Annotated in this window: 28 protein-coding genes; 12 read left to right on the plus strand and 16 right to left on the minus strand. The window is 65.2% G+C overall.

All coding sequences use genetic code 11. The features are described 5' to 3' along the window. Positions 1-30: 30 nt before the first annotated feature. The 3 genes from ACFC0O_RS17440 to ACFC0O_RS17450 all read right to left on the minus strand — a co-directional run bounded on the left by ACFC0O_RS17440 (position 31) and on the right by ACFC0O_RS17450 (position 2182). Positions 31-504, minus strand: a complete 474-nt coding sequence (locus ACFC0O_RS17440) for an RDD family protein (protein WP_375958899.1) — start codon at positions 502-504, stop codon at positions 31-33. A 385-nt stretch (positions 505-889) separates the two neighbouring features. After that, complete coding sequence (locus tag ACFC0O_RS17445) at positions 890-1102, minus strand: hypothetical protein (RefSeq protein WP_375958901.1); 213 nt, start codon at positions 1100-1102, stop codon at positions 890-892. 105 nt (positions 1103-1207) lie between these two features. Continuing rightward, the gene (locus ACFC0O_RS17450) at positions 1208-2182 is read right to left on the minus strand and encodes an Rpn family recombination-promoting nuclease/putative transposase (protein WP_375958903.1); all 975 of its coding nucleotides are present in this window, start codon (positions 2180-2182) and stop codon (positions 1208-1210) included. A 358-nt stretch (positions 2183-2540) separates the two neighbouring features. Here ACFC0O_RS17450 and ACFC0O_RS17455 point away from each other — a divergent pair, with 358 nt between their 5' ends. After that, on the plus strand, positions 2541-2891 hold the full coding sequence (locus ACFC0O_RS17455; RefSeq protein ID WP_375958905.1) for a hypothetical protein: 351 nt from the start codon (positions 2541-2543) through the stop codon (positions 2889-2891). Positions 2892-2961: 70 nt separating this feature from the next. Here ACFC0O_RS17455 and ACFC0O_RS17460 read toward each other — a convergent pair whose 3' ends face one another. Continuing rightward, positions 2962-3372: a hypothetical protein gene (locus ACFC0O_RS17460; RefSeq protein WP_364650792.1), complete on the minus strand. Its 411-nt coding sequence runs from the start codon at positions 3370-3372 to the stop codon at positions 2962-2964. Between the two features lie 229 nt (positions 3373-3601). On the opposite strand from ACFC0O_RS17460, the gene ACFC0O_RS17465 reads away from it, so the two are divergent. Continuing rightward, positions 3602-3985: a hypothetical protein gene (locus tag ACFC0O_RS17465; RefSeq protein ID WP_375958907.1), complete on the plus strand. Its 384-nt coding sequence runs from the start codon at positions 3602-3604 to the stop codon at positions 3983-3985. 30 nt (positions 3986-4015) lie between these two features. Here the strand turns inward: ACFC0O_RS17465 and ACFC0O_RS17470 are convergent, their stop codons facing one another. Beyond that, the gene (locus ACFC0O_RS17470; RefSeq protein WP_375958909.1) at positions 4016-4258 is read right to left on the minus strand and encodes a hypothetical protein; all 243 of its coding nucleotides are present in this window, start codon (positions 4256-4258) and stop codon (positions 4016-4018) included. Positions 4259-4588: 330 nt separating this feature from the next. On the opposite strand from ACFC0O_RS17470, the gene ACFC0O_RS17475 reads away from it, so the two are divergent. Next, positions 4589-4753 carry a hypothetical protein gene (locus ACFC0O_RS17475; RefSeq protein ID WP_364650784.1) on the plus strand — a complete coding sequence of 55 codons (165 nt, stop codon included), beginning with the start codon at positions 4589-4591 and terminating at the stop codon, positions 4751-4753. Here ACFC0O_RS17475 and ACFC0O_RS17480 read toward each other — a convergent pair. Further along, positions 4745-6568 (minus strand): hypothetical protein, encoded by a 1824-nt coding sequence (locus ACFC0O_RS17480; RefSeq protein WP_375958911.1) that lies wholly within the window; start codon positions 6566-6568, stop codon positions 4745-4747. The genes ACFC0O_RS17475 and ACFC0O_RS17480 overlap by 9 nt on opposite strands. Positions 6569-7055: 487 nt before the next feature. Between ACFC0O_RS17480 and ACFC0O_RS17485 the strand changes: the two genes are divergently transcribed. Further along, a complete protein-coding gene (locus ACFC0O_RS17485; RefSeq protein ID WP_375958913.1) occupies positions 7056-8927 on the plus strand; it encodes a ThiF family adenylyltransferase in 1872 nt (623 codons plus the stop codon). Beyond that, complete coding sequence (locus ACFC0O_RS17490; protein WP_375958915.1) at positions 8924-9961, plus strand: 3-oxoacyl-ACP synthase III family protein; 1038 nt, start codon at positions 8924-8926, stop codon at positions 9959-9961. The genes ACFC0O_RS17485 and ACFC0O_RS17490 overlap by 4 nt, the downstream gene beginning before the upstream one ends. Here ACFC0O_RS17490 and ACFC0O_RS17495 read toward each other — a convergent pair. Both ACFC0O_RS17495 and ACFC0O_RS17500 read right to left on the minus strand, forming a co-directional pair. After that, positions 9958-10383, minus strand: coding sequence for a nitroreductase/quinone reductase family protein (locus ACFC0O_RS17495; RefSeq protein WP_375958917.1), 426 nt, complete (start codon positions 10381-10383; stop codon positions 9958-9960). The two genes, ACFC0O_RS17490 and ACFC0O_RS17495, sit on opposite strands and share 4 nt — an antisense overlap. Positions 10384-10432: 49 nt before the next feature. Beyond that, positions 10433-13714 (minus strand): BTAD domain-containing putative transcriptional regulator, encoded by a 3282-nt coding sequence (locus ACFC0O_RS17500; RefSeq protein ID WP_375958919.1) that lies wholly within the window; start codon positions 13712-13714, stop codon positions 10433-10435. Positions 13715-13768: 54 nt separating this feature from the next. Here ACFC0O_RS17500 and ACFC0O_RS17505 point away from each other — a divergent pair, with 54 nt between their 5' ends. From ACFC0O_RS17505 to ACFC0O_RS17535, 7 genes are all read left to right on the plus strand, one after another. Beyond that, complete coding sequence (locus ACFC0O_RS17505; RefSeq protein ID WP_375958921.1) at positions 13769-14443, plus strand: hemerythrin domain-containing protein; 675 nt, start codon at positions 13769-13771, stop codon at positions 14441-14443. Between the two features lie 350 nt (positions 14444-14793). After that, positions 14794-15138, plus strand: a complete 345-nt coding sequence (locus ACFC0O_RS17510; protein ID WP_375958923.1) for a DUF6247 family protein — start codon at positions 14794-14796, stop codon at positions 15136-15138. A gap of 1 nt (position 15139) precedes the next feature. Continuing rightward, the gene (locus ACFC0O_RS17515; RefSeq protein WP_375958925.1) at positions 15140-15280 is read left to right on the plus strand and encodes a hypothetical protein; all 141 of its coding nucleotides are present in this window, start codon (positions 15140-15142) and stop codon (positions 15278-15280) included. 166 nt (positions 15281-15446) lie between these two features. Then, complete coding sequence (locus tag ACFC0O_RS17520) at positions 15447-15815, plus strand: hypothetical protein (protein ID WP_375958927.1); 369 nt, start codon at positions 15447-15449, stop codon at positions 15813-15815. Between the two features lie 57 nt (positions 15816-15872). Continuing rightward, positions 15873-16349 carry a macro domain-containing protein gene (locus ACFC0O_RS17525; RefSeq protein WP_375958929.1) on the plus strand — a complete coding sequence of 159 codons (477 nt, stop codon included), beginning with the start codon at positions 15873-15875 and terminating at the stop codon, positions 16347-16349. A gap of 116 nt (positions 16350-16465) precedes the next feature. Next, positions 16466-16645 (plus strand): hypothetical protein, encoded by a 180-nt coding sequence (locus ACFC0O_RS17530; protein WP_375958931.1) that lies wholly within the window; start codon positions 16466-16468, stop codon positions 16643-16645. Between the two features lie 89 nt (positions 16646-16734). Beyond that, the gene (locus ACFC0O_RS17535; protein ID WP_364650749.1) at positions 16735-16926 is read left to right on the plus strand and encodes a DUF1059 domain-containing protein; all 192 of its coding nucleotides are present in this window, start codon (positions 16735-16737) and stop codon (positions 16924-16926) included. A 78-nt stretch (positions 16927-17004) separates the two neighbouring features. Here ACFC0O_RS17535 and ACFC0O_RS17540 read toward each other — a convergent pair whose 3' ends face one another. The 8 genes from ACFC0O_RS17540 to ACFC0O_RS17575 all read right to left on the minus strand — a co-directional run bounded on the left by ACFC0O_RS17540 (position 17005) and on the right by ACFC0O_RS17575 (position 24372). Further along, a complete protein-coding gene (locus tag ACFC0O_RS17540; RefSeq protein ID WP_364650746.1) occupies positions 17005-17181 on the minus strand; it encodes a hypothetical protein in 177 nt (58 codons plus the stop codon). A 222-nt stretch (positions 17182-17403) separates the two neighbouring features. Next, a complete protein-coding gene (locus ACFC0O_RS17545; RefSeq protein ID WP_375958934.1) occupies positions 17404-18498 on the minus strand; it encodes a diguanylate cyclase in 1095 nt (364 codons plus the stop codon). A 128-nt stretch (positions 18499-18626) separates the two neighbouring features. Further along, entirely contained in the window at positions 18627-19277 is a 651-nt protein-coding gene (locus ACFC0O_RS17550; RefSeq protein ID WP_375958936.1) for a TetR/AcrR family transcriptional regulator, read from the minus strand. A 93-nt stretch (positions 19278-19370) separates the two neighbouring features. Continuing rightward, positions 19371-20594 carry an oxygenase MpaB family protein gene (locus ACFC0O_RS17555; protein ID WP_375958938.1) on the minus strand — a complete coding sequence of 408 codons (1224 nt, stop codon included), beginning with the start codon at positions 20592-20594 and terminating at the stop codon, positions 19371-19373. Between the two features lie 194 nt (positions 20595-20788). Further along, positions 20789-21328 (minus strand): hypothetical protein, encoded by a 540-nt coding sequence (locus tag ACFC0O_RS17560; protein WP_375958940.1) that lies wholly within the window; start codon positions 21326-21328, stop codon positions 20789-20791. After that, positions 21325-22446 (minus strand): hypothetical protein, encoded by a 1122-nt coding sequence (locus ACFC0O_RS17565; protein WP_375958942.1) that lies wholly within the window; start codon positions 22444-22446, stop codon positions 21325-21327. Before ACFC0O_RS17565 ends, ACFC0O_RS17560 begins: the two co-directional genes overlap by 4 nt. A 67-nt stretch (positions 22447-22513) precedes the next feature. Further along, positions 22514-22921 carry a FixH family protein gene (locus ACFC0O_RS17570; RefSeq protein ID WP_375958944.1) on the minus strand — a complete coding sequence of 136 codons (408 nt, stop codon included), beginning with the start codon at positions 22919-22921 and terminating at the stop codon, positions 22514-22516. Next, positions 22918-24372 (minus strand): hypothetical protein, encoded by a 1455-nt coding sequence (locus tag ACFC0O_RS17575; protein WP_375958945.1) that lies wholly within the window; start codon positions 24370-24372, stop codon positions 22918-22920. Before ACFC0O_RS17575 ends, ACFC0O_RS17570 begins: the two co-directional genes overlap by 4 nt. Between the last annotated feature and the right edge of the window lie 87 nt (positions 24373-24459).

Here is a 24459-nt window from a genome sequence, read left to right on the forward strand (position 1 = left end):
CGGATAACCGTGATCCGGCCGATCCGAACATCAGGACTTGACCACCTGCGTGCCACCTGCGAAGTTGTCGTGCCAGCCCTGCTTGGTCGGGCTCGAGCCGACCGTGACGGCGATGGCGATCGCCGAGCAGAACCACAGCAGTCCGCCGATCCACGGGATCAGGTTCAACAGCATGTAGGCGTTGCGCTTCGCCGATTCGGCAACACTCGGCCGAGCCGAGCTACCGGCTCCATTGACATGCAGGCCGAGCAGCCGCTTGCCCGGCGTCGCACCGCTCGTCACCTCGAAGAACACGAAGTAGAGGAACCCGAATCCGGCGCCGGGCAGGACATCGACCCACCCCGGCACTCCCGGCACCTTGCTCATCAGCCAGAACAGAATCGCCCCGACAATGCCCGCGATGATCCAGTCGATGAACCGGGCCGCGGCGCGACCACCGATTCCAGCCGGAACCCCACCCACCGTCAGCCCAGCATCCTGTCCGTAATACCCACCGGCGGTCATCATTCCTCCTCATGCCGAGACGCCCGGCAAGGTAATGCGAGGCGCTCGAACAGCTTTCACACCATCGTGCCCACGATGCGGCCGCCTCGCATCAGGGGATTCCCCGATCCGAACCCCGGTTTCCCCATACTCCCCCGGTACCAACGCCACCCATCCCGGCACGACAGATTCTCAGACGATGTCCACGACAGAGGTCACGATGATCAACACGACAGTGGATACGCCGCTACCTCGTTCCTCTACACGGCACGAGGACGTCTCTCACGGGAACCTCTGCCCAGCAACGCATTTCGATCGCAAGCGTAAGTCGGGTGAACAGCGGCAGGATTCACTCAGCCCGGACCGATGCCCCGACTTTTTCGTGACATCACACCGTTGCGCGCCGCTATTCGGCGAAAACCTCGTCGAGCGTCTCGGCAGCGAGCACCCGCGCATTCCACATCCGCAACCGCGCAACGTCGGCCCCACGAACGAAAACGTCAATCCGCTCAGGCACCTCCCCGAACTTGGCCGCCAACAGGTCGAGCAGACCTTCAGCGTGCCCTTCGCGGCGCCCTTCCGCCCGCCCTTCCGCGCGAAGCTGGTCGGCAGCGGTCATTGGCATCTCCTTCGCTCGCAGACCGAGCGGGTCGATCAAAGAGGTAACCCAACGCTTGATCGATATCGTTAATGCTCTGCGTCGGCCCGGTGGAACTGCAAGGTGCTACTCCGCGAAGACCTCGTCGAGCGTATTCGCCGTAAGCACGCGCGCGTTCCAGTTCCGTAGCTGCGACACGTCAGCCACACGCAAGAGACTGACGATTCGATCCGGCACCGCCCCGAACTTGATTGTCAATTGATCGCGCAGACTATCGGCGCGTCCTTCGAGGCGGCCTTCGGTGCGGAACTGTTCGGCGGCGGTCATCATCATCTCCTTCGCTCGTGGACCGAGCTGGTCGATCAACGGTGCAAACCCGGCCAAGTCGGTCTGGCCGACATCCCAAAGATACGCCACCACCTGGTCGAATTCGCGTGGGTAGTGCTCGATCAGCACCCGTAGCTCACGCGTTAGTGGCAGTAGATCCTGGCCCAGGCGGGGATTTCCGGGGGCGATCTTCAGCGTGACAAGCAGGACCTTGGTGACTTCGGTCAATTGCCGTGCGCGCAGTGCTGCCACATCGGTGGCGCCCAAGTCATCGAGCAGGAATCGCAGTCGCGGTAGGCAGTCACCCAGTGCCGCACGTGCTCCGGGATCGATATCGAGGAGGTCGGACAGTTCGGTGGGTGCGCTCCAGCGTCGTCCTTGCGGATCGCAATGGACCACTACCGGAATCACTACCGGCAGGCGTCGGGCGCCCGGGGTCTTGCGCAGGTAGCGGTTCCAGATCGCGACCATGTATTCGAGCATCCGGAACGCCATTAGATTGTCCGAGCTGCTCTGGTGCTCCATCAGCACGAACACGAATGCCTCGCGGCCCTTCCAGCGGGTCTGGTACAGGACATCGCTATATCGGGACTGCAGCTCCTTCGGCACGAAACTGCACGACTGCAGTTCCATGGCATCCCAGTCCATCTCTGCGGCAACCGATTCCGGCAGCACTGCCCGCAGTTCACCCTCGGCCGCGGACGCTTCGGACATCACGTGTCGGAAGTAGGCGTCGTGGGGGTTCTTCGTCAACTTTTCCGGCTGTTCAGCCATGTTTTAGCAATCTAGTTCCGAAAGATCTTCAGCGAAAGCTGTTTTCGCAGTTGCGCCACAGGTGAGCGGCATGAACGAGTCATCAGGCTCGGTCAAAGCTTGGGGTGCGAGCGAGATTTCAGGCGCCATTCAAACTGAACTAGCAAATGCTTGGTGATGTTTCATATCAGTTTGGCGGGCGCTGCCGACCATGGATTGAAATCTGGTGCAAGCCTGCAGAATTGGGGCCGGTCTAGGACCGCAGAGCCGGTTCGAACGCGGGGTAGATTCGATCCTGAGTTCGGATGCACACCGTGGAGTGAGTGATATGCACCGCCGATGGAAAGCCGCACTGGGCGTTGCCAGTTCGCTGTTCAGCGTGACTCTCGTTCTTTCCACGCCGCCCGCCACCGCGGCGACAGTCGTATTGGCGCCCTGGGTGTCGTGCACCGACTTCTGGTGCCGCAATGAGACCGATGACACCTATCGCGTAGATGTGGTCTCCAACTGTGGTTTTGGAGCGGAGCGTGTGGTTCGGGCCTACCTTCCCGCGCATCGGACGACGAGCGTGAACGGTGGGTGCGGTAGTCGCAGCGAACCCTGTTCGGATGACATCACGGGATCGTGCAGCAGGCCCAACCCGGTCTTCGGGATCAGGTACGACAATGTGGTGATCGACGACAGCCCGATCCCACCGTGGCCGTTCGGCGGCACCGGCTCGTCATTTTGACCTGATTCGCCGCGAGCAGAACGCTATCGCTGTGCGCGACAACCGGTCTCATTCGGTGCGGGTGTCGTCCTCAGCCCCAGCCTGCCGGGCGATGGTCGATGACATGTACATCGTCCAGGGAGACAACGGGATCCGTCACGCCGGTGCGACCGGTGATGGTCATCGTCCCGGTGAAGATGTCGCCGGTGGCGAGCGTCTGGGCGCCCTGGCCGGTCAGTTCCACGCGCACACCGTGCAGATCGTAGAACTCCTGGGGGTCGGCGGTGACGAAGGCCAGCGGCCATGCGGGGAGATCGGAATAGACGTGTCCGAACACCGGTAAGCGTTCACCGATGTGCCGGGTGTGGTCACGGACCGCTTGGGTCACGTCCGCCTCGGCGGTGGGCTCATTGGCAGGCGGCTGGGCGGTGGCGACGGTGGTGCCGGAGGTGGCTGCCAAAATGGCAAGGGCGGCTATGACGTGCTTCGGGCTGAAGGGCATTGGTCCTCTCCATCGTTGTCTCCGAAGCGGCATAACCGAATTCCCGGCCGCTAATCAGAAGTATCGAAAACCGATCCGCACCAGCACGAGCGACCTCCGCCTCGGTGGAAGACCGGACCGCGATCACCTTCGAGTCGTCGCAACGCTCGTGTCTTTCGCCGGTCGAACCGCGCCACGCACTAGCGTCTGTGGCCGAGAAGTACTTCCGGGCGAGGAGCGGAGAGATCATATGACAGTTGTTCGCCGCATGGTCGCGACGGCAATCCTGATCGCGACCGCCGCAACCACGACCACGGTCGTGGCGGCCTCGGCACTCGCCGACCCGCAAGGCTGCACACTCGATCGGTGGTGGAGCGGAGCCTCCGCACACTGCGCCGAGGGCACCTACATTCTCGAGGTCGACTGCTTCGGCGTGAGCGTGTCCGGCGGACAACCCTTCGGTCCTTACTTCAAATCCGCGACGATACGCACCGACCCGAACCTCGACCCGATCTTCACCCATCCCGTACGCGACTGCATGATGCCGCTCACGCTGGGACAGCTCGGTATCGCGACCGATGTGCGAATCACCCCGGTCCCGACGCGCCCGGCACCATCGAACGCGTACGAGTGAAGCCGCGTGCGCAACCTGCCGACCTTCACGTCAGTTCGGGTCAGCGAACACATCGTCCAATGTCTCGGCCGCGAGCAACCGCGCACTCCACGTCCGCAACCGAGCTACGTCGCCCCCGCACACGAGAACGCGGATCCGCTCAGGCACCGCCCCAAATTTGACTGCCAGCAAGTCGAGCAAACTCTCGGCGTTGCTTTCGATGAAGCCTTCGATGAACCCTTCGATGAAGCCTTCGATGAACCCTTCGGCACGAAGCCTGTCCGCAGCAGTCATCGTCTCCTCCACGAACCAAACTGGCCGATCAACAGACTGAAGCATTCTTCGTCAGCTTTCTGGCTTTTCAGCCATGTTTGAGCAATCTAGTTCTGAAAGATCTTCAGCGAAAGCGGTTTTCGCAGTTGCGCCACAGGTGGCGGCATGATCGAGTCATCGGCTCGGTGTGAGCAAGGGGTCGCGAGCAGGGCCACCTCACCACTTGCGCGCAAGCCGAGCAAACGCTCGCTGGTGTTGTGCGCGCTCTTTCGGCAGGCTGCCGATCAGTCGCTGTGAGCCGCTACATAGATACGCCACCTTCGGCCGTAGGGTTGGTTCGTGGAGTCAGGTATGGAGCTCGAGAATCTACGGTCCGCGCTGTCGTGCGTGTACGAGAAGCTTGGGGCCGAGAGTCTTACCGAGCCCGATCGGGTCGAGTTGGTGGCGCGCGCCGAGGTGGTGCAGGACCGGATCGACGCGCTCCAGGATGTGGTCGATGACCCGGCGTCAGCGTGAGCTGGTGCGGTATGGCTCGGCGGGGGCGCCGAGATTCGGTGTGCCGAGCAGGGATTGGGACGATAGGGCGTAGATGCCGTCGTTGGTCATGAGCCAGGCGATATTGCGGTCGTATTCGATGTAGACGCCGTGGGTCGGGTTGCTGCGGGCCCAGTCGTCGGTTTCGGGGCCGAAGGTGGGTGGGGCGAAGTAGCCTGCGATCTTGGGGTTTCGGGGGTCCGTGACGTCGAAGAATTGGGCGCCGGCGTTGTAGAAGTCGTAGATGAGCAGGCCGTTTTTCGGGTCGCCGGGTGAGGTGTAGTAGCCGCTGCGTTTGGGGCCGAAGCTGCCGCCGCGCTGGCAGTAGTCGGTCACCGTCGCGCCCGCCGGTGGTGTGGGGCGCGGCAGCCGTCCGACAATGTGCGGTGTCGCCGGATTCGAGGCATCGATCTGGAAGATGTCCTTGTACGGCTCATAGCAGTCTTCCGAGAGCGGGTAGCCGCTCAGATAGACCATGCCGGTCGACTCGAATTGCGAGACATCGACATTGTCGGCTTCGGTTCCGGACACCGACATGGGGATGTCGAGATGACTGACCTCGCGAAGGTTCGACGGATCGGAGATGTCGAGGATCGAGAGCCCGAAGCCGCCCATGGCCGCGAAGCCGTATTTGCCGCCCTCCTCGATCGGGGTCGGAATGTAGAGCGGATTGCGCGAGCCCATCCACGAGGTGCGATTGCCGCAGCGCGGGTTGGCGCGGTAGGCGGCATCCTCTCCGCGCACCATGCCGTCGCGATGCCAGGTGTCCAGGAGCTTGGGCGTCGCGGGATCGGCCATATCCCACACCTGGAATCCATTGGCGTACAGGTACGTCGGATACTCCTGGTTCGACCAGTCATCGCTGGGCGCGGTCGACAGGAACATGTAGCGCCCGCCGTTCCATTGCGGCACGTCCAGCGACCCCGAGCCCTGCTGCGGTTTGGTCATATCCGGTGCCAGCGGATTCTGTTGCGTCTCATCGGTGCTCACCGTCGCGAGCAGTTCCCAGTCCTTCTTGCGGGGACCGTTGAGCTTGTAGACCTTGAAGCCTTTGAGCTGGGTATCGGCGCGCGCCGCCGCAACACCGTCGGCCGCAGCGTATTTGCTCTTGTCCGGTGTGTCGCCCATCCAGAACGGCACCTGTCGCCGCATCTCGAAGCTCTGGACCATGATGTAGCCGTTGTACCGCGGACTCCACTGAATCGTGGAGGCTCCCCAGAAATCGTGTGCGGCCCAATCCTTTCCGGCGACGGCCTCATCGTTGCCCGCGACATCGGCGACATCATCGCGGCTCAGCGATTCGACGACCCGCACATTCTTGACGTCGGTGATGTCGTACACCCGCGCCTCGCTGCGGTCGTACTGGAACATGTACCGGCGGCCGTCGAAATCCACGATGTTCTGCCAGGAGTGGAATGGATCCGGGGTGAACTGCTTGCCGGGATAGTGCGCCTCGACGGTCACGTTGTCGCTCTTGTAGGTGTTCGGGTCGTATCCGCCGGTCGCGGGAAACAGGTCCTCTCCCCCGCCCGGGAAGGGATGCTGTTCCTCTTCATTCACGTAGGTGAGTGCGGGATGCAGGAACGATCCATTGTTCTGCATCCCGTAGCTGCCGGGATCGACCTTGCCCGGGCGGCTGTCCGCACACACGAGCGGAACGTTCGGATCCCCCGACAGCGCGTTCGTGCTCTCGCGCCGATCGTCGATGACCCGGGTTACCACCGCCCCACCCGTCCCAGCTCCCACCGCAACGGTCACGATCACCAGCCCGACGAGCAACCTACCCCGTCGTTTCACCACATTCATTCGGCCGAACCCTCTCCTCGATAGTGAGGACCAGTCTGGTCAGCCACCACCGAGCAACCCTCCTCCCGCAAGCCTCACTCCGATCCGCACATCCGGACCTCGATGCCCTTGTGGGCCGACGCTCGTTGTGCTACCCCGCGACCTTGTCAATCTGAAAGCAACAGGCCATATTCGGCCAAGAAAGCGGTTTTGGGCAGCCTTTTATAGCAATCTTGTAGCAATCAATCATTTCTTCGACTGTTCTGGGACAGAATCGCCATTTCGAGGCTATGCCCCAGCCGTTATGCGCCGCGCCGAATCTGCGTTACGGATACTTCACATCCCCCTCAAGCTATTATTTAGCAACCGAATTCGCGGTGCGGCCCCACACTGCACCACCGTTCGGACCCACACACAAGCACTCGCTCACGCCAGGCCACCCACACACACGAACCCCCGGAAAGGTTCCATGCCCGTGTCGGCATCTGATGGATCCCGCATGCCTGTCGAACGACGTGATATCCGCACCCTCGATCATGATGTGCGGTGGCATGTTTCAGCGTTTCGGATACCGCGCAGCGGTGCCGATCACGCGGATCGGGTGAGCCGATTACGAGAACTGCGGGCTCGCATCCTGTACGACAACGGCAGGCGACCGGAGTTCCGCGACGCCTGCGGCGCGCATGTCGATGATCAGGAATTGGATTACGGTGCATGGCATTTCATCGCCCGCCGACATCCGCGCGGCCCCGTGCTGGGCTACATTCGCCTGTCGACGCCGGAGACCGGCGAACTGTTCCAGTCGCGCGCGCATCTGGGTGAGCAGCGCTACGAGCGGCTGCTCGCCGAGGAAGGCGCCGAGCCCGCCGATACCTATGAGCACAGCCGCCTGGTGGTCGAGCATCGTGCCCGCAAACTCGGGCTGGGCGTCTACCTGAACGCGGTCGCGATCGGCGCGGCGCACCACCTCGGCGCCAAGCTCATGATCGGCACCTCGGGGACCAAGGACGGCCAGGACCGCTTCCACGGCCGGTTCGGATTCCATCCGGTGCCCGGAACCCGTTGCTATGTAGAGCGGTACACCGAGGACGTGGTGATTCTGCGGCACCGCACCGCAGACGGCGCGGGCGAGTACACCGACCTGGTGAGCGAATTGCGCCACCGATTCCCATCGCTCATGCACGACAGCCCCGCGGAGTGGGCCTCGGCGGGATCCGAAAACCCGCCCGAGCCAGCGGCTCTCACCTCGGGAGTCGCACCGGATCGCGATGCCTGGCAGCCGGTGCTGCTCGAACCCTGCCATGCCGCCGACTACGCGACCCTGACCGCACTGCTCGAGTCGGACCACATCACCGCGGTGTACGACACCATCGACGCCCAGCTGGCGGAGTTGATCAGCTGCCGCGAACCGCATCTTCGCCACACCGAGGCCGACCTCGAACGCAAGATAGAGGAACAGCTCGCCGGGGTCGAGCCGTGGGCTTACGGCAGCTGGTTCTGGTATCCGTGGTCCGGGCGGCTGGTGCATGTGCTGCCGCGCGAGGAGTTCCGGCTCGTGCGCGCCGACCGCAATCGCGGGAAAATCGAACGCCCCCAACAGCGTCAACTGCGTGAGCATCGGATCGGGATCATCGGGCTGTCGGTCGGTAACAGCGCCGCGGTCACCATGGCGCTCGAAGGAGTCGGTGGGGCGTTCCGCCTGGCCGACTTCGACGATCTGAGCCTGTCGAATATGAACCGGTTGCGCGCGAGCGTGCATCACCTCGGCGTCGGCAAGGCGGTGCTGTGCGCGCGCCAGATGTACGAGATCGACCCGTATCTGGATATCGAGATCTTCACGGGCGGGCTCACCGACGAGACCATGACCGAGTTCTTCCACGGCGACGGGACTCCGATCGATCTGCTGGTCGAGGAATGCGATACCCCGTACGTCAAGATCGCGGCGCGGGAATGCGCACGCGCACTGCGCATTCCGGTGGTCATGGACTGCAACGATCGCGGCATGCTCGATATCGAGCGTTTCGACCTCGAGCCCGACCGTCCGCTGTTGCACGGGCGCATCGGTGATCTGCATGCGGCGGATCTGCCCGAACTGACCCCTCAAGCCAAGTCGGATCTCATTCTGGCGATGGTCGACGCCGAACGCATCAGCCCCGAGCTGGCCGCATCCTTCGGCGAGATCGGCCGAACACTCAGCAGCTGGCCGCAATTGGCGTCCGATGTGGCGCTGGGTGGTGCGCTGGTCACCTCGGCCGCGCGGCGCATCCTGCTCGGCAGACCGTGTGAATCCGGGAGGTTCTATGTGGATCTCGATCATCTGATCAGTCCCGACTACAACACTGCCGCCACACATGACGGGATCCCCGCATGACGGGCATGGTGGCCGAGCCGCGTCCCGTGTCCGTTCGGCCACCGGTTGCGCGACCGCTGCCGGTGACCGTGTCGGGCTCCAGCGTTCATCTACCCGCGACCGTCGTCACGAACGACGAACTGACCAGGACCTTGGACACCTCGGCCGAATGGATTTTGAGCCGCACCGGCATTCGTGAACGCCGACGGCTCGCACCCGACCTGGCAGTCTCGGATATGTGCGTCGCGGCGGCTCCGGCGGCGCTCGCCGAGGCGGGAATCTCGCCCGGCGAACTCGATGCCGTCATCGTCGCGAGCTACACCTACGACCAGCCGCTGCCCTCGACGGCACTGATGGTCAAGGAACGCATCGGCGCGCATCGAGCGCTACCGATCGATATCACCCAGGCCGCGTGCGCCAATGGGCTGCAAGCGATTCTGCTCGCCGCCCATCTGCTGCAGGTCTCGGCGCGCGCGGTGCTGGTCATCGCCGCCGATTGCGCGTCCCGGGTCACCGATCCGCGTAACCGCACCACCGGCGTGTTCTTCGGTGACGCGGCGGGCGCGATCGTGCTCACCCGCACCGACACCCCCGAGGCCGGAATACTGGCCTGGGACTTCGGATCTCAGCTCTCACACAGTGTGGAGATCCGGGCCGGTGGATCCCGGTTGCCGACCAGCGAGCAGACCGTCGCCGATCGTGAGCACTATCTGCGCATGGACGGCCGAGCGGTGTGGGACACCGCGACCAGCTGCCTGCCGCAGAGTATTCGCGCCGCCGTCGGTCGGGCCGGGCTCGCCGTCACCGATATCGATCACTTCTTTCTGCATCAGGCGAACCTCAATATCCTCATCGCCGCGATGGCCGAACTCGAGGTGCCGATGTGGCGAGCTCCAGTCACCCTGGACATGCTCGGCAATACCGGATCCGCGGGGGTCGTCACCGCACTGCATCAAGCGCGCAGTGAGAACCTGATCAACGCGGGAGATACCTTTCTCCTGTCCGCGATCGGGGCCGGATTCCAGTGGGGCACACTCTGTTTTCGTCAGGCCTAGGGTGTCAGGGTGACCAGGGGAATGGTTCGGGTCGTCAGCGCCTGATAGTCGGCATAGCCGGGATGCGCCGAGATCACCTCGGGCCATAGCGCGTCCCGCTCTGCCGATGACAGGACCCGAGCCGTCATCGGCAGAGCCGGACCATTCCCCCGGGCGACCCGCACCGAGGGATTGGCGCGCAGGTTGTGCAACCAGGCCGGATCGGTGGGATCACCGCCGCGGGAGGCGACGACGACAATCGTGTCGCCGTCGATGATCGGTGCGGTGAGCACGACCGTGTGCGCACGGCCGGATTTGCGGCCGGTGGTGGTCAGCTTGATCGTCGGCATGCCTTTGAAGGTGGTGCCGAGCATGCCGCCACTGAATGTGATCACCGCGCGGTGAATGGTGGTGATGGTCTTGAGCTGTCGGTCGGTCGGCATGGTGGCGCTCCTTGTGCTGGGTGATGTGCCATCCAGCTTCCGGAGACGACTAGTGATCGACTTGTAAACCGATGCGGTGCTGGACCGCGCTGATCCATTCCCGGCATCCGCAGCGGCGAGCTAGGCGTTCGGCAGATGTGTAGTGCTCGGCGGCCTGGTCGGGCTTGCCGAGCAATGCCGCCAGGTCACCGAGCACGGTGTCGACCGGCCCCACGGCGTGCGCGCCGGTGTCGGAGCCCGCGATCTGACCCGAGTACACGCGCAACTGCTCATACACATGTTCCGCCTCGCCACGCTGTTCGAGACCGGCGACGGCCATACCGCGCACGGTGAGGAACAGCGAGCGGAAGAAGTCGTTGCGCAGGGGTCGGCGAGACCGTGTCGCCGCCAGCGCACCGGGCCGGTCGCCGGTCGCCAGCAGCGCCAAGGCCAGCGGGTCGACTGCCAGGTCATTGCCCGCGGTGTCGAGGTGTGCGAACGCCTCGGTGAGCGGTTGGGTGAATTCGCCGATCCGGCCCTGCGTGAGCCGGATGGTGAGGATCGCGATAAGCAGATTGCCGTCCGAGTCGAAAACGCCATGGCGGCTGAACATTTCGTGTGCGCGCAGGTAATGCTGTTCCGCCGCTTCGAACTCGCCCGTCAGGTGCGCGATCATGGCCTGGCCCATGAGGTTCGCGGCCCGGGCCTGCGCCCAGTGGTAGCGGTCGGCCAGCGCGGTCGCGGCCGCGAGTTCGGCCCGCGCGCGGTCGATATCGCCGCCCGCGGCGGCGACCTGCAGGGCGGCGTTGCGCCCGATCAGCGCGACGGCGGGCAGTGCGTTGTCCTCGCCGAGGGCGATCAACTCGGCCGCGAGCCGGTCGCGATCGGCGAGTGGAATCGAGGTGTCGTACACCGAGGTTCGCGCCTGCAACGCCAGTCCCAGCACTCGCGGATCGCCGAGTTCGCGTGCGAGGGATTCGGCCTGTTCGGCTGCCTCGCGCGCTCGGTCGTGCAGTTCGCCGCCGATCTCACGGACCAATGCGACCAGGAGCCTGCAACGTGCCTGTGGCGTGAGCTCGGGTGTGCGCAGCGCGGTCTCGATCGCGGTGACCATCTGGTGGTCGACGTATCCGTAGGCGCGGTTCAGCCAGGGGGTCGGGGTGTCCCACGCGGTGAGCGCCTCGATCATCAAGTCGGGGGTATCGGCCACCGCGACCGCCCGATCGCGGGCATCGCGAGCTTGCGGGCCCGAACCCGCGGCGAGGTAGCTCCTGCTCATTCGCGAGAGGGCGGTGACTCGTTCGGCCGCGGTGCTCTCACCGCTGATCCGTTCGAGCGCGGTGACGACGCGACCGTAGCTTTCGGCGGCGGCATCGTGGGCGAATCGGCGTTCGGCCTGTTCGGCTGCCGCGTGTGCGGCGTTCGCGGCCCGTCGTGCCGTTGCGGCGGTGAGGGATTCGCCGAAATGGTGTGCGAGCGCGGACAAGTCGTCGGGGCGGGTGCGCTCGATGGACTCGGCGATGCGCAGGTGCCAGCGGCGACGGCGGACGCGGGACAGGTCTGCGATCAACGTGTCGCGGATCAGGGCGTGGGTGAACCGCGCGTGATCGGAATCCGGCTCCTCGAGCAGCCCGGCCAGTACACCGGCTTCCACGGCATCGAGGACTTCGTCCTCGCCGATCTCGGCCGCGCCGATCAGCACCTCGATATCGAATTCGCGCCCGATCACCGCGGCCAGCCGCAGGATCGACACGCTGACCTCGGGCAGTCGGGCGAAGCGTCGCCGCAGCACATCGCGCACGCCCTGCGGTACTTCCGAGGTCGCCACCAGCGCGCCCTCGCTCGCGAGTAGGCGAGCGCTTTCGGTGAGGTAGAAGGGATTTCCGCCGGTGCGCTCGGTCAATGCCTCGATGGTCGCCCGCGCGGGATCGTGCCCGGCGACCGCGCGGATGAGGACTGCCGCGTCGTCGACGTCCAAGCCGCGCAAGTGGATTCGCGCGGCAGTCGTGGTGGCCAGTGAGCCGAGCACCTCCCCCAGCGATGTGCCGATCTCGTCGGGGCGGTAGGCGATCACGATCAGGATCGAGGCCGATTTCGCCACGCTGCCGAGCAGGGTGAGCGTTTCCAGGTCCGCGCGGTGCAGGTCGTCGAGTATGACCGCGAGCGGTTGTGAGCGGGCCGTCTCGTCCAGGTATGCGCCGACGGCGCGATGCAGCAGGAATCGTCCGACCGAGGCATCGGCGTCGCGTCCGGTGCGGCGGTCGGTCAGTAGGGGCTCGAGCGGTGCGGTGTAGTCGCCGGGGTCGACGGCGGCGGTGAGTTCGCGCAATGCCTCCACCCACGCCCAGGCCGGTGGTGCGCCGTCTTCTTCGGGGCAGCGGCCCGTGATCACGCGCCAGCCGTTGGATACCAACTCGGCTCGAAAACGCTGTAGCAGGAGCGATTTGCCGCTACCGGCTTCCCCGATCACCGCCGCGACACGAGGCGAACCCGGGCCCGCCGCGCGCATCAGTTCGTCGAGTTCCCTGGTGCGGCCGATGAATTCGGAATGCGCCTCGGCGGGCACGGCGGTCGGCGACGGCAATGGAGTCGGCGCGGTGAGCTCGATCGGAATGCGTTGCGCCAGCAGGTCGGCCTCGAGCTGGATCAGGGCCGGGCCGGGATCGACGCCGAGTTGATCGGCGAGAATCTCCCGTGCGGCGCGCAATGCCGCGAGCGCGTCCGCCTGCCGTCCCGCGTGGAATCGCGCCAGCGCCGATATCCGCCAGGCCTCCTCGCGCAGTGGATGCGCACTGGTCAAGGCATCCGCTTCCACGGCGGCAGCGGTCGGGTCACCGAGTTCGATCAGTGTCGCGGCCAGGCGTTCGCGTGCGGCCAAGCGCAGCTCTTCGAGTCGGCTCGCTTCGGGCCGCGCCCAGGATTCATCGTTGAACTCGGCGAACGCCTGGCCGTGCCATCGGCCGAGGGCTTGTTCGAGGCGGTGCCTTCGTTCCACGGGATCTGTTGGCGCGCCGCGTAGTTCGGCTTCGAACTGCCACGCGTCGACCGCTTCGGGGGCGAGCCGCAACGCATATCCCGGCGCCTGGCTCACGAGCACGGTGGCCGGTGCGCGGGGTAGTCGATCCGGTTCGAGGAGCTTGCGCAGGTGCGAGATGTAGGCCTGCAGGGTGCCAAGTGCGCGCGTCGGCGGTTCGCCGCGCCACAGGTCATCGATGAGCCGGTCGACGGGCACGACCGCGCCGCGCGCGATGAGCAGCAGGGTGAGCACACCGCGCTGGCGGCGACCGCCGAGATCCACGCTGCCACGCCCGGTCTGGGCGGTCAGCGAACCGAGCACCTGAATCCGCACCATGGCGGCAAATTCTATTGCAAGTGCCCTACAAGTGGATCCACGCACAGTGGGCACATGACCGCCACAACCCACACCGTCGAACGCCCCGACACCACCGATATGCTGCTCATCCACCGCGCCTTCCGCCGCCATTTCGACGCGCTACCGGCCCTGGTGCGCGGTGTCGCCGACGCGGACACCGCCCGCGCACGCCGCATCGTGGATTTTCTGACCGAGCTCAACACCGGCCTGCATCACCACCACACCGCCGAAGACGAGCTGATGTGGCCGCTACTGCTCGAGCGCGCGAAAACCGATGGCGCACTGATCCTTCGAATGGAAGAACAACACGAGCGCATCGCCGAACTGATCGCCCGAGCCGATCACCAAGCCACGGAATTCGCCACATCCGCCCACCCGCAAATCCGCGACCAACTCGCGACCACCCTGTCCGCCCTCGCCACCGCCCTGGACGAGCACATGACCGAAGAGGAGGTCTCCATCCTCCCCCTCGCCGAGCGGTTCATGACCACCCACGAATGGAACGCCCTGGGCGAACACGGCCGCGGCGCCATCCCCAAAGACCGCCAACTGATCTTCCTCGGCTTCGTCCTGCAAGGCGTCCCACCCACCGACCGCCGAAAGTTCCTCGCCGACATGCCTTTCCCCGCCCGCCTCGCCTGGCACCTCCTCGGCCGCCGCGCCTTCGCCAAGGAACACCGCTCCATCTACGGCACAGATCCCGAATGACCCCTCGATCGAGTCGCCGAGTCGGCATAGCCTCATCGAGGCACGAGACCTCTCCGAATGGTCTCCGCAAAGCGTGGACAAGAGCCTCGCCCGGCGGCGCACAGGCCCACGGGGCGGGGCTCTCGTATCGGCTCGACCGGTGAAACTCGTGCCGCGCCGACCCCATAGAAATACCAACCGGACGGGACTGTAAACCTCCTGCGGACTCTCCGATAACGGCCGGACACACACCTCGGTAAGAACGCCACGTCAGAGAGCCGGGCCGCGTCGAAAACCGCTTCGGGTTCGGCAATTGCGATCGAGCACCCATGGTCGGCGACCTTGTCGGAGCGTTCGACTATCTTTCTGCCATGGCTTCCCCCGCGCCTGATCCGCATTCGGGCGTGCTCGTGCCCAGCGGCGACCCGGCGCAGATCCGGGCCGCGCTGCCCGCCATGGCCGTGCCGGTATTCGATCGCGAGTGGGCGCTGACCTTGGAAGAGGTCAAAACCTCGATGGACTTCGAAGAGGTCTTCGTGCTGCTGGCACATTGGCGGCACGTCGCCGCCATCGAGCAACGGTCACCGGGGGCGTACGCACGCCTCCAGGCGAAGATCGAGGAAATCACCACCACCGGCGTCAACTCGACCGCCGCCTCCCCGCAGAAAATGCAGGACTTGATCGCGCGGCGACGAGCTCCCGCGGTGAAGGAATGACGTGGGAGCACTGACTCAGGAGACGATGCGCATCGAGCGCGTGGAAACCACTCAGGAGGAGCGCGAACAGATCCGCCGCGAAGCCGAGAAGCTCGGCATCGAGTTCCGTCGTCGCGGCCCGGGCGATAGGACCAGCACGTAGGTCTCGGGGGACGATTGGTTTCTGTTCTGTCCGTGTACTTCTCGCCCTTGGATCGGTCCGTGAGCACAGATGAGTTGCTCGGTGACCTTCGGCTCTAGTGGGGAGTGCGGGTGGGGCGGGAGAATTCGGCGGAACTTGTTCGGGTCGAGTGTTTGGGAGCGACGGTATGAGTCGGGTCTCGCTTAATCCATTGCAGTGGAACAGTCTCGAGGATATTGATGAGGTGCGGCCTATCGGGGATGGGGATGCCGCCTGTCTGGATGAGATTCGGGGGGTGTTGGAGAAGTATGGGAATTTGGAGCGGTTCGGGGTTGCCTTGTTGCACAGTCATTTTCAGCTCGGTGAGGATGAAATGATGCTCGAGACGACCGACGTCGAGCGGCGGGAGCACTGGGTTCGGCCGGTCAGCAAGAGCGATCTCGAAGGGCGGGGGCTGCGGGCGCAGACGACCATCGTTCGGTTCGATACGAGCGGATATTCGCAGTACTGCGGATGCCTTCAGGACAAGCACGGGCATACGGGCAGGCACACCTGAGCGGTAGGCGACCGAAACCCGATTGACGCGTGGGTGGGCCGCTGCCAGCATCGCGAGGTGCGGACGCTGCGGGTGATCAAGGGTGATGCGACGAGCCCTCAGGCCAAGGGGCCGAAGATTATTGCGCATGTTTGCAATGATCTCGGCGGGTGGGGCAAAGGGTTTGTGCTGTCGATATCGAAGCGCTGGCCCGAGCCGGAGCGCACCTATCGAGAATGGCATCGGGGCCGGGCGCGGAACGACTTCGGGCTCGGGGCAACACAATTGATTCAGGTTCGTGCGGATGTCTGGGTGGCCAACATGATCGGCCAGCACGGAATGCGTACGGGCAGTGGCGGTCCACCCATTCGCTATGACGCCCTGGCTCGGTGCTTGCGAACTGTCGGCGATGACGCGATGCGGCTCGACGCCAGTGTGCATATGCCGCGCATCGGCTGTGGTCTGGCGGGCGGGCGCTGGGAGCGGATCGAGCCGATCATCTCCGAAACCCTGCTGGCCCGGGAGATCGCCGTCACGGTGTACGACTTCGACTAGTGCACAACAGATTTCGACGCAAACCGCCGGTCCGCACGAACCACTGGGGCGCAGAATCTCGACGCGGTTCCTGTGCGAACGGTTTGAGGTGATCGAGGCGGGGTAGTCCCCCGATCATGACCGTGACATACCAAACCAGTGCCGGCCGAACCGTCATCTCGATGCTGGACCGCAGCACGAACGGCACCCCGCAGCGCGATCGACTCGTGCGCGCCCAGGCTGGTTTGGCCACGCTGGCCGGGGGATCCGCCCTGTCGGCGCTCGCGATCCTCACCCTGCTGTCGCCGCATCTCTGAGCAATTCGGGCTACTCGTTTTCGTGATTGCCGCACCATTGCAGGTCTATCGTGGAGAAGCACCATTAATGATCTGCAAGGAGGTTTCCGATGACGAGAAAGGTAGCTGACTGTCGTCGGTTCCCCAGCGACTCGAATTGCACGCTCACCATTTCCGGCGAGGAAGACGAAGTCCTGCGAGCGGCGGCCGAGCATGCGGTCTCGGTTCACCAGCATCAGGACAGTCCGGAATTGCGTGAACAGCTTCGCGGGATGCTCGAGGACGAGAAAGTAGCGCCGTAATCGCGCCCCGGTGGTCAACCACCGGGTCATCGATTCGGCGATAACGACGGCGTTGCCGCTGTGCGGCAACGGCGATCGTCAGTGGTTTGCGGCGTGACGCCCGGGCCGAGCGACGGTGCCGAAGTCGATGCGGGGAAGTTCCTGGGTGGGTGCATCGAGTTCACTGCGCAGGTGCGCGAGAAATTCTTCGAGACTGCTGTAGCTGGACAGGATCTGCGCCATCAACTTCAGCGCGCCACTGGTTTCGGTACCCATCGTGATCTCCCCTCGGATAGTCAGGAACCCGGGATCGCTTCCGTTCGGTCCCGGTGCAGGTGGGACCGAACGCGCCGCCCCGGGCGGGGACGGCTCACCACGCATTAGAGTAGAGACCGCCCGAGGTGTTCAGCCGATAAAACACGGCCACAATTGTGCGGATTTCGGCCATGTTGTTTCGTTCACGAACATAGCTGCCGAGTCCGCACCCGGCGGGTAGGTTCACCCCGGCGTTTCGGATAGGTTCCGAATTTCGGCAATAACGATCGCATTGCCGCCCTGCTGTTTTGCGCGATACATCGCATTGTCGGCGGAGCAGAGGGTGCGGCGAACCAGATCGTCATGGCGGGTCGGGCCGCGGCGAGCCGGGAAAGGAGCCAATCCGATGCTGGCGGTGACGGCAATGGCTCCGGTCGGTTCGGCGACGGCGCGGCGTAGTCGATCGGCTACCTCGGCGGCCGGATCAACGGGCAGGCGCACGATGATCGCGAATTCCTCTCCGCCGAAACGCGACACGATGCTGTCCGCGGGCGCGGTCCGGCGTAGCCGGTCGGCGGTGGAGATCAGGACCTCATCGCCCGCGGAGTGGCCGTGGGTGTCGTTGACGGCTTTGAAACGGTCGAGGTCGATCATCAGCACGCAGGCCGGGGCCGGTGCGGGCCGGGAGAACCAGATCGCGGCGTGATAGTCCAAGCCGCGCCTGCTCAGCAGCCCGGTCAACGGGTCGGAGAGCATTTCGCCGCGTAGCAGCGAATAGCAGAATTGCAGGCCCGGCGGCACGATGACCGCCGCGGACATACCCAGCAGCATGATCATCGCCGAGGTGATGTCGCCGCCACGCACCAGCGGTATCGCCAGCAGAACCGCGGCCAGCAGCGACCAAACCGTCTGCACAGCAAGCACTCTCGGACTGTGCAGCGCGCTGACATAGATGCCGATGATCAACAGCATCATCATGCCGACCGCGCGCACGACATATCCGGGACTCACCGCGCACACCGCCGTCACGCAGACATCGGCGATCGCAATGAGCACGAGCGATTCGATCTCCCCCGGCCACGGCCGCAACCACCAGCGGGCACACCACACCACACCGATCCCGGCCAACAGCCACAGCAGCATTCGCGATGTCGAATCCATCGGCCGCGTCGGAGACAACACGGTCAGTACGGCGATGATCGGTGCGGCCAGACCACACAGACCTACCGCGACACGGAGTCCGTCCAGTGCCGATCGGGCGTCGATCGCGTCGACCACCCATCGGTAGTCGACGTCCTCACGCCACCAGTCACGAACCAAGCGCAGATCAACGAGCACGTTCGGCCCCCTCGGTGCGGAACGAAACCTCCTGCTATCTCGATCAACGTCCGCCCGCACCAACCTCCGGCCGGATTACCGCAGTGTACGCACGGCCTATGACAGCGATCGAAGAATCGTGCGCCAGGTCACAGTTCGAGCATGGGGACCAGGAACTGGCGGGCGATCCGAGCGAGCTGCTCTTCATCCTCGAGATCGACGAGCTGGCTCGGTATCGCCAGGAATGACGCGCAGATTCGGACCATCATCTCCGCGATCAGCGGGGTGTTCAGGTCCGCCGAGATCGTGCCCGCGCGCTGTTCCACGCCGAGTTGGTTGGCGACGAACTCCCGGACCATCGCCACCGCCCGGCCGCCGTCGCCGATCAGTGAGCTGGTGAACTGATCGGGTTCGGCGGTGATCAGGGTGCCGATCAGCGGGTTGCCGCGCAGTGAGCGCAGCGAGCTCACGAAACCGGCTACGACGCGATCGGCCGGGGTGGTCGCGGCGGCGATATCGACCAGGAACGTATCGAAGTAGCCCCGGAACTCCCGCAGTATGACGTGCTCGACCAGATCTTCCTTGGTGGCGAATCGGCGGTAGACCGTGATGCGGGAGACACCCGCCCGGCGGGCAACGTCCTCCATGGTCGAGCGCTGAATTCCCCAGTGCCGGAACTGTTCCGCGGCCGCGTCGAGCACGCGCGAGCGAATCCGGTCGGTGTCGTCGGTCTGCTGCACCGCCTGCAAATAGGCACGTTCGATGAGGGATTTCCCGGCCGCGGGCGGCACAGCTTCCACGGTGTCCTCCTACAGACCGTTCGATGGTACGCAGCTACGTTAGCTGTTTCATTGCATCGCCGGTGTATCGCGAGGGGGCACAGGCGGTTTCGATCACCGGTTGGTCAGCGGGATCTCGATGCTCAACGGCATGCGGAGTTCGGCCAGGTACCACATGGCGAATTGACGCAGGAATTCGTCGAACATCCAGTACGGGGCATCGACCACCGGGGCCACCGACAGCACGCCTTCGCGCACGGCCACGAACGGACCCCATGCGACCTCCAGCAGCGGACTCCACACCGGTTCGCGCGGGATGGCGAGCCAGTCGGCGACCTTGTCCCCCATGATGAATCGGGTGAACGCGCCGAGCACGCCCCGGCTCAGCAGCGTCAGGTCGAGGTTCGCGCCCAGATTGAGCAGCTGATTGGCCAGATCCTTACCCTCGGCGGTCGGCGCGAGGATGGGGTCGAGTTGCTGTACGGCCTGCACGTTGGCCTGCTCCCAGGTGGCGGGCAGGTATTCGTCGCGAATGCCGAGCATATGCCCGGCCAGCTGCCAACTGTGCAGGTAGCCTTCGGATTCCGCGACGGGCATGGGCATTCGCCACGCGGTGAGCGTGCGCATGATGGTGGTCGCCAAACTGTGCCAGGTGACCATCAGATCGTCCTGGCTGATCGGGGTGACCCCGTCGGGCCAATGCGGTGAGCGCGGCAGCAGATGCCGCACCGAGGCGTGGATGATCCGGGTCTTCACGCAGGTCACGATCATTTCGCCGCCGGCGCCGTAGGCGTTGGCCGTGCCGATGTCGTAGCCGAATTTCGCGGTTTTGGCGATGCGGTCCTTCAGGTGGGAGCCGCCTCGGGAGTAGTACACCGCGAGCGCCTCGTGCGGGATGACCGTGGACATCATGCCGCTGGCGAATGCGTACAGCACCCCGAGGTAGAGCCCGCGCTTCTTGGTGAATTCGAAGGAGCTGGCCAGCTTGCCCTGATCGGCCCAGGAGGGCAGCTGCCGAGCGGATTCGATGAAGTCCGCCAACCCTTTCGGCAGTCCGGCGGGTACGGGTTGATCGTTGTAGACCCATGTCGCCAGCAGTCTGTTGACCTCGGGCACATCGTAGTGATCGATGACATCGGCCAGTACCGAGTCCGCGTCCGGATCGAACATCGTCATGGGATCTGCGCCGTCACCGCTGCCCACCACCGAATCGGCGGGCGACCATTTCCACGGCTCCGCTCGTGCGGTCCGCGCGGTCAGCGCCATTGCGCCGACCACTCCCAATAGCCCTCCACCGGTGCGCAATGCGTCGCGGCGGCTGAGGTGGTGTGCGTCCATCATCGAATCCTCATCGTCGAGAGATACAGAGACACAATCTGCGTTTCCCTGTATCTTCATGACAGCACATTGTTACCGCCATCACAACCGATTGCGGCACAACACCTTCCACCTGCGGGTGGATCCAGAGAAGGCTCGAACCGATGAATCCCTATGTCCTGATCCAGAACCTGCTCAACCGCCTCGACCTGGGCTCAGCGGGCAGCAGCGGTCCTGTCGCTACGCCGCCAGGCATAGGCGAGGAAGGCGATCAGGCCCAGTAGCGGCAGGCTGCTGACGGCCCAGCTCACGCTGAGGGGTGGGCCGGGCTGGGGTAGGACGGTGAGATCGCGGAGTTCGCCTTCGCCGTGGCCGCGGGGGCCGTCCAGGGCGAAGCGGAAGGTCCAGGTGCCGTCCTTGTCCAGGGATCGCACGTCCAGGCCCCAGTCCTCGCGTTTGCGCGGATGGTGCGAGAGGGGTTCCGAGCGGCGCACCTTGCCATTGGGTTGCACGGTGGTGAGCTTGCCGGTCATGCCCTCGGTGCCGCCGTCGGGGACGAAGGTGAAGTCCAGCGATTGCATTGCGCGCAAAGGCCATTCGCTGAAGCCGACGGTCAGGTTGTACGGGCCGACGTTGACGTTCTCGGTGTGCACGATATTGACCGGTTGGTAGGCGGCGGCGGTGCCGGTGGTGGCGATGAGCGCGCAGCACAGTGCGAGTAGGAAGGCGGCCAAGGGAGCCAGGCGGCGGATCATGCGTGCACCTCCGGTGCGGGCGCGGTCAGGCGCAGCATCGCGCCGAATCGGTGTCCGAGGAATCCGCCGAGCGCGCCCAAAACGGCTCCGGCGATGGTGGTTCCGGTGACGATGGATGACAGCGGCCAGTGCGCGTCGTAGATGAGCGTGTTCTGCTCGAAGGACAGTACGGCGATGATCGCGCCGCCGATCGCGCCGGCCAGCAGCGGCAGCAGCCGGGCCGGGGCGGTGGTGCGGCGCAGCAGGAGATCGAGCACGATGCCCACCGGGATCAGGCAGAACGGGATCAGCGCCGGGGTGGTCGGGATGCTCCGAATATGTTCGCGCAGTGGCAATCCCACGACATCGGCGTAGGCGCGCGCGGCCCACGGCGCGAACCACCAGAACACGCCCTGAATGGCGGAGGCGAACACCGCCACGCCCGTCGCGCCGCCGCGCCGGAACGCCGCACCCGCGATCAGCAGCAGAATCGCCATGAACGCGGTGACCGCGACGGTCCAGCGCACGGTGCCCTGGCTCAGTCGCTGCACCGCCAGCGCGGTGACCGTGCTCGAGGTGAGCAGGTGCGCGAGCGAGACCAGCGCGCCGATCTCACCCCAGCGCTGCCCGCGCGCGGCCGCGAACACGATGACCGTGCCCACCGAAATGACCGTACTGGACAGGAACAGTCCGATATGCGGGGGTGAGTCGATGACCGCGTCGAAGCCGTAGAGGCTGTGCCACCACAGATCCCACAGTCCGTAGAGCAGGAACGAGGCCGCACCGAACGCGGCGACCAGATACCCGAGCGGTGCGGTGAAAGTGCGGCCGAACACCCCGATACCCGGTCCGCCCAGTGCGGGATCCACGCCGCGCCCGGCCCGACCGGCCGCGGTGGTGTGCAGAATGACCGCGAGGCCGGTGAATCCGGCGACCGCGGCGCTGGCGTAGATGAACAGGTGCGGCAGGGTGAAGAAGGTGTCGGGTCCGACATCGGCGTGCCACTGGATATCCCAGGTGGATCCGATGGCGAAGGTGGCCGTGGCGGCGAACAGGATCGCCGCGGGTATCCAGGGTTTGACGACGAGCGGGGTGGACGCGGTGGCGGTGCGCCCGCCACCGTGCGCGGTGAGGTCCATTGCGGTCTCCTCGAGGTGATCGATCGGCTGTGGAATTGGTTGACTATGAGATCGACTGGCTGAGTGATCAATTCGCGCGAACGGAGAAGGTGGCCGACCCCGATCCCTGCGGACCGGACAGTTGTACGGTGATCTCCCACTGCCCGGGCATGGGCAGGTTCACCGCGGCGCGATAGTGTCCCGGGCCGGTGGCGGTCGCGGTGGCGGTCGGCAGCGCATGACCCATCTGCGGCATGGCAGGTGCCACGATCACCTTCTCCGGTGCGGCGGGATCGCCTTGCGCCGTAAGGATTTCGAGATCGACCGTATTGTCTCCGGTCCGTGCACCGTCCCCGGCGACACTCAATGCCACCTGATACGGTCCGGCCGCCATACGTGACACCGACGCACCGCCGCCATCGGGCCACAGCCACCAAACCGCCAGCGCGGCAATGACTATGGCGGCCATCGCGACTATCCCCCGGCGCGCGGTCATCGCGGAGCTCCGATCCGGACATCGACGACCGCGGGCAGCGTCAGCACGCCGTAGCCGCGCTCGGCCTGCGCCCAGACCAGATATCGGCCCGGTAGCGCGAATGTGAAGGTGAAATCGACAGTCGGCCCGTACTTCGCGACGGTCTCGTCGGCGGGCTGCGCACCCGCGGGTGGCAGCGGGGCCATGGCGTGTGCGTGCGCCCAGATCGGAGCGGTCGCGGCGGCGCTGCCTGTCGGCGTCCGCTCGGGCAGCGGGCCGACCGCGATGAGATGGCCGACCATGCCGAGCCACAGCTGGAGATCTGCCCCGCCGCCGAATTGTGCGGTGAGCGTTGCGGGTTCGCCCGCCACCGGATCGCTCACGGTGAGCGTCGCACCGGGAGTGACGGGATCACCGACCGCGGCCGTTCCGGGTTCTCCGGACACAGTCGGAATGGCGGGTGCGGCAACCGAAGCGTCCAACCTCGCCGCCGCCCTCAGCAATTGCACGCCGCCGCCGCGCCGCGCGATCTCGGCCGCGAACGCGTACTCACCGGATTGCGCGCCGCGCAAGGAGATTCGATAGTCGCCGGGCGCGACCCGGATCGGATGGCGATGCCACAGCCGCCCGTCCGGCCCGACCACCATCAGATGCAGCAGTGCGTCATCGTTGACGAGCAGATCGTCCACGGGACGGCCGGTCGCCGAATCGGTCAGCGCCAGACGGATATCGGCGGGACTGTTCGCCTGCACCACCATATTCACCGGCGGCCGTGAGTAATTGACTGTTCGTGGCAGGTCCCGCTCCGGAAAGGGATCGTCCACATTGTCCGAGGTGGGATCGAGCAGGCTGCCCGCCGCACGTGGCGCGGGCGCGTAGCCCGACAGCACGGCCCCGGTCACCCCGACCGTGAGCGCGACCAGGAACGCACCCGCAGGCAGCAATGTCACCCAACCGCGCCGCGAGATCAGCGCCGTGCCCAGGGCCACCAGCAGCATGGCTCCTGCGGTGCAGAAGCCTCCGTAAGCCGCACGCTCCCACGGGGTTACCACGCGGGCGTAGACCAGGAACGGAATGCGCGCGGTGCGTTCCCCGTCGAATATCGTCAGTTCCCAGGGTCCGGCGTGATCCACCCGCAGCGTCACCGGATACGGACCCGCCCGATCGGTGAGCTGCACCGTGGCCGATCCGGCGTCACCGACGCGATCGGCGGCGGCGACTCCGAGCGTCAGCGTGCCCGCCGGTGTTCCGACATGGGTCACGAGATCCACTCGCAGCGGCCCGGGTTCGGCGCGCCGCACGATCACCGTCAACTCCCGGTCTCCGAGCGACTGCGCCACCGTCACATCACCCCCGCTCACCGCGCCATCGGCCCGCGCCGGTCCGGCCCCTAACACCGACAACAGCCATATCCCCACCACCCCGACGATCAGACCAGCGCCCCGCAGGCGAAATGTCAACGGCAACCGCACTGTTCCGAAGCTACCGAAACGACCACCGGTCTCGAATCCCTCTACAGAGGGATGCCACCCCGAGAAGCCCCCGAGGACAGTCGGCGT

It is taken from the genome of Nocardia sp. NPDC056100 (genome assembly GCF_042266325.1).
GTDB lineage: Bacteria > Actinomycetota > Actinomycetes > Mycobacteriales > Mycobacteriaceae > Nocardia.

Excerpts from the sequence above, each read along its gene's own strand:
- ACFC0O_RS17475 (WP_364650784.1), top strand. The coding sequence starts at position 4,589 with ATGGAGCTCGAGAATCTACGGTCCGCGCTGTCGTGCGTGTACGAGAAG.
- ACFC0O_RS17440 (WP_375958899.1), bottom strand. The coding sequence starts at position 504 with ATGACCGCCGGTGGGTATTACGGACAGGATGCTGGGCTGACGGTGGGT.
- ACFC0O_RS17565 (WP_375958942.1), bottom strand. The coding sequence starts at position 22,446 with ATGGACCTCACCGCGCACGGTGGCGGGCGCACCGCCACCGCGTCCACC.
- ACFC0O_RS17530 (WP_375958931.1), top strand. The coding sequence starts at position 16,466 with ATGACCGTGACATACCAAACCAGTGCCGGCCGAACCGTCATCTCGATG.
- ACFC0O_RS17450 (WP_375958903.1), bottom strand. The coding sequence starts at position 2,182 with ATGGCTGAACAGCCGGAAAAGTTGACGAAGAACCCCCACGACGCCTAC.
- ACFC0O_RS17555 (WP_375958938.1), bottom strand. The coding sequence starts at position 20,594 with ATGGACGCACACCACCTCAGCCGCCGCGACGCATTGCGCACCGGTGGA.
- ACFC0O_RS17535 (WP_364650749.1), top strand. The coding sequence starts at position 16,735 with ATGACGAGAAAGGTAGCTGACTGTCGTCGGTTCCCCAGCGACTCGAAT.
- ACFC0O_RS17520 (WP_375958927.1), top strand. The coding sequence starts at position 15,447 with ATGAGTCGGGTCTCGCTTAATCCATTGCAGTGGAACAGTCTCGAGGAT.
- ACFC0O_RS17445 (WP_375958901.1), bottom strand. The coding sequence starts at position 1,102 with ATGACCGCTGCCGACCAGCTTCGCGCGGAAGGGCGGGCGGAAGGGCGC.
- ACFC0O_RS17560 (WP_375958940.1), bottom strand. The coding sequence starts at position 21,328 with ATGATCCGCCGCCTGGCTCCCTTGGCCGCCTTCCTACTCGCACTGTGC.
- ACFC0O_RS17540 (WP_364650746.1), bottom strand. The coding sequence starts at position 17,181 with ATGGGTACCGAAACCAGTGGCGCGCTGAAGTTGATGGCGCAGATCCTG.
- ACFC0O_RS17485 (WP_375958913.1), top strand. The coding sequence starts at position 7,056 with ATGCCTGTCGAACGACGTGATATCCGCACCCTCGATCATGATGTGCGG.
- ACFC0O_RS17460 (WP_364650792.1), bottom strand. The coding sequence starts at position 3,372 with ATGCCCTTCAGCCCGAAGCACGTCATAGCCGCCCTTGCCATTTTGGCA.
- ACFC0O_RS17490 (WP_375958915.1), top strand. The coding sequence starts at position 8,924 with ATGACGGGCATGGTGGCCGAGCCGCGTCCCGTGTCCGTTCGGCCACCG.
- ACFC0O_RS17465 (WP_375958907.1), top strand. The coding sequence starts at position 3,602 with ATGACAGTTGTTCGCCGCATGGTCGCGACGGCAATCCTGATCGCGACC.
- ACFC0O_RS17470 (WP_375958909.1), bottom strand. The coding sequence starts at position 4,258 with ATGACTGCTGCGGACAGGCTTCGTGCCGAAGGGTTCATCGAAGGCTTC.
- ACFC0O_RS17495 (WP_375958917.1), bottom strand. The coding sequence starts at position 10,383 with ATGCCGACCGACCGACAGCTCAAGACCATCACCACCATTCACCGCGCG.
- ACFC0O_RS17505 (WP_375958921.1), top strand. The coding sequence starts at position 13,769 with ATGACCGCCACAACCCACACCGTCGAACGCCCCGACACCACCGATATG.
- ACFC0O_RS17500 (WP_375958919.1), bottom strand. The coding sequence starts at position 13,714 with ATGGTGCGGATTCAGGTGCTCGGTTCGCTGACCGCCCAGACCGGGCGT.
- ACFC0O_RS17570 (WP_375958944.1), bottom strand. The coding sequence starts at position 22,921 with ATGACCGCGCGCCGGGGGATAGTCGCGATGGCCGCCATAGTCATTGCC.
- ACFC0O_RS17510 (WP_375958923.1), top strand. The coding sequence starts at position 14,794 with ATGGCTTCCCCCGCGCCTGATCCGCATTCGGGCGTGCTCGTGCCCAGC.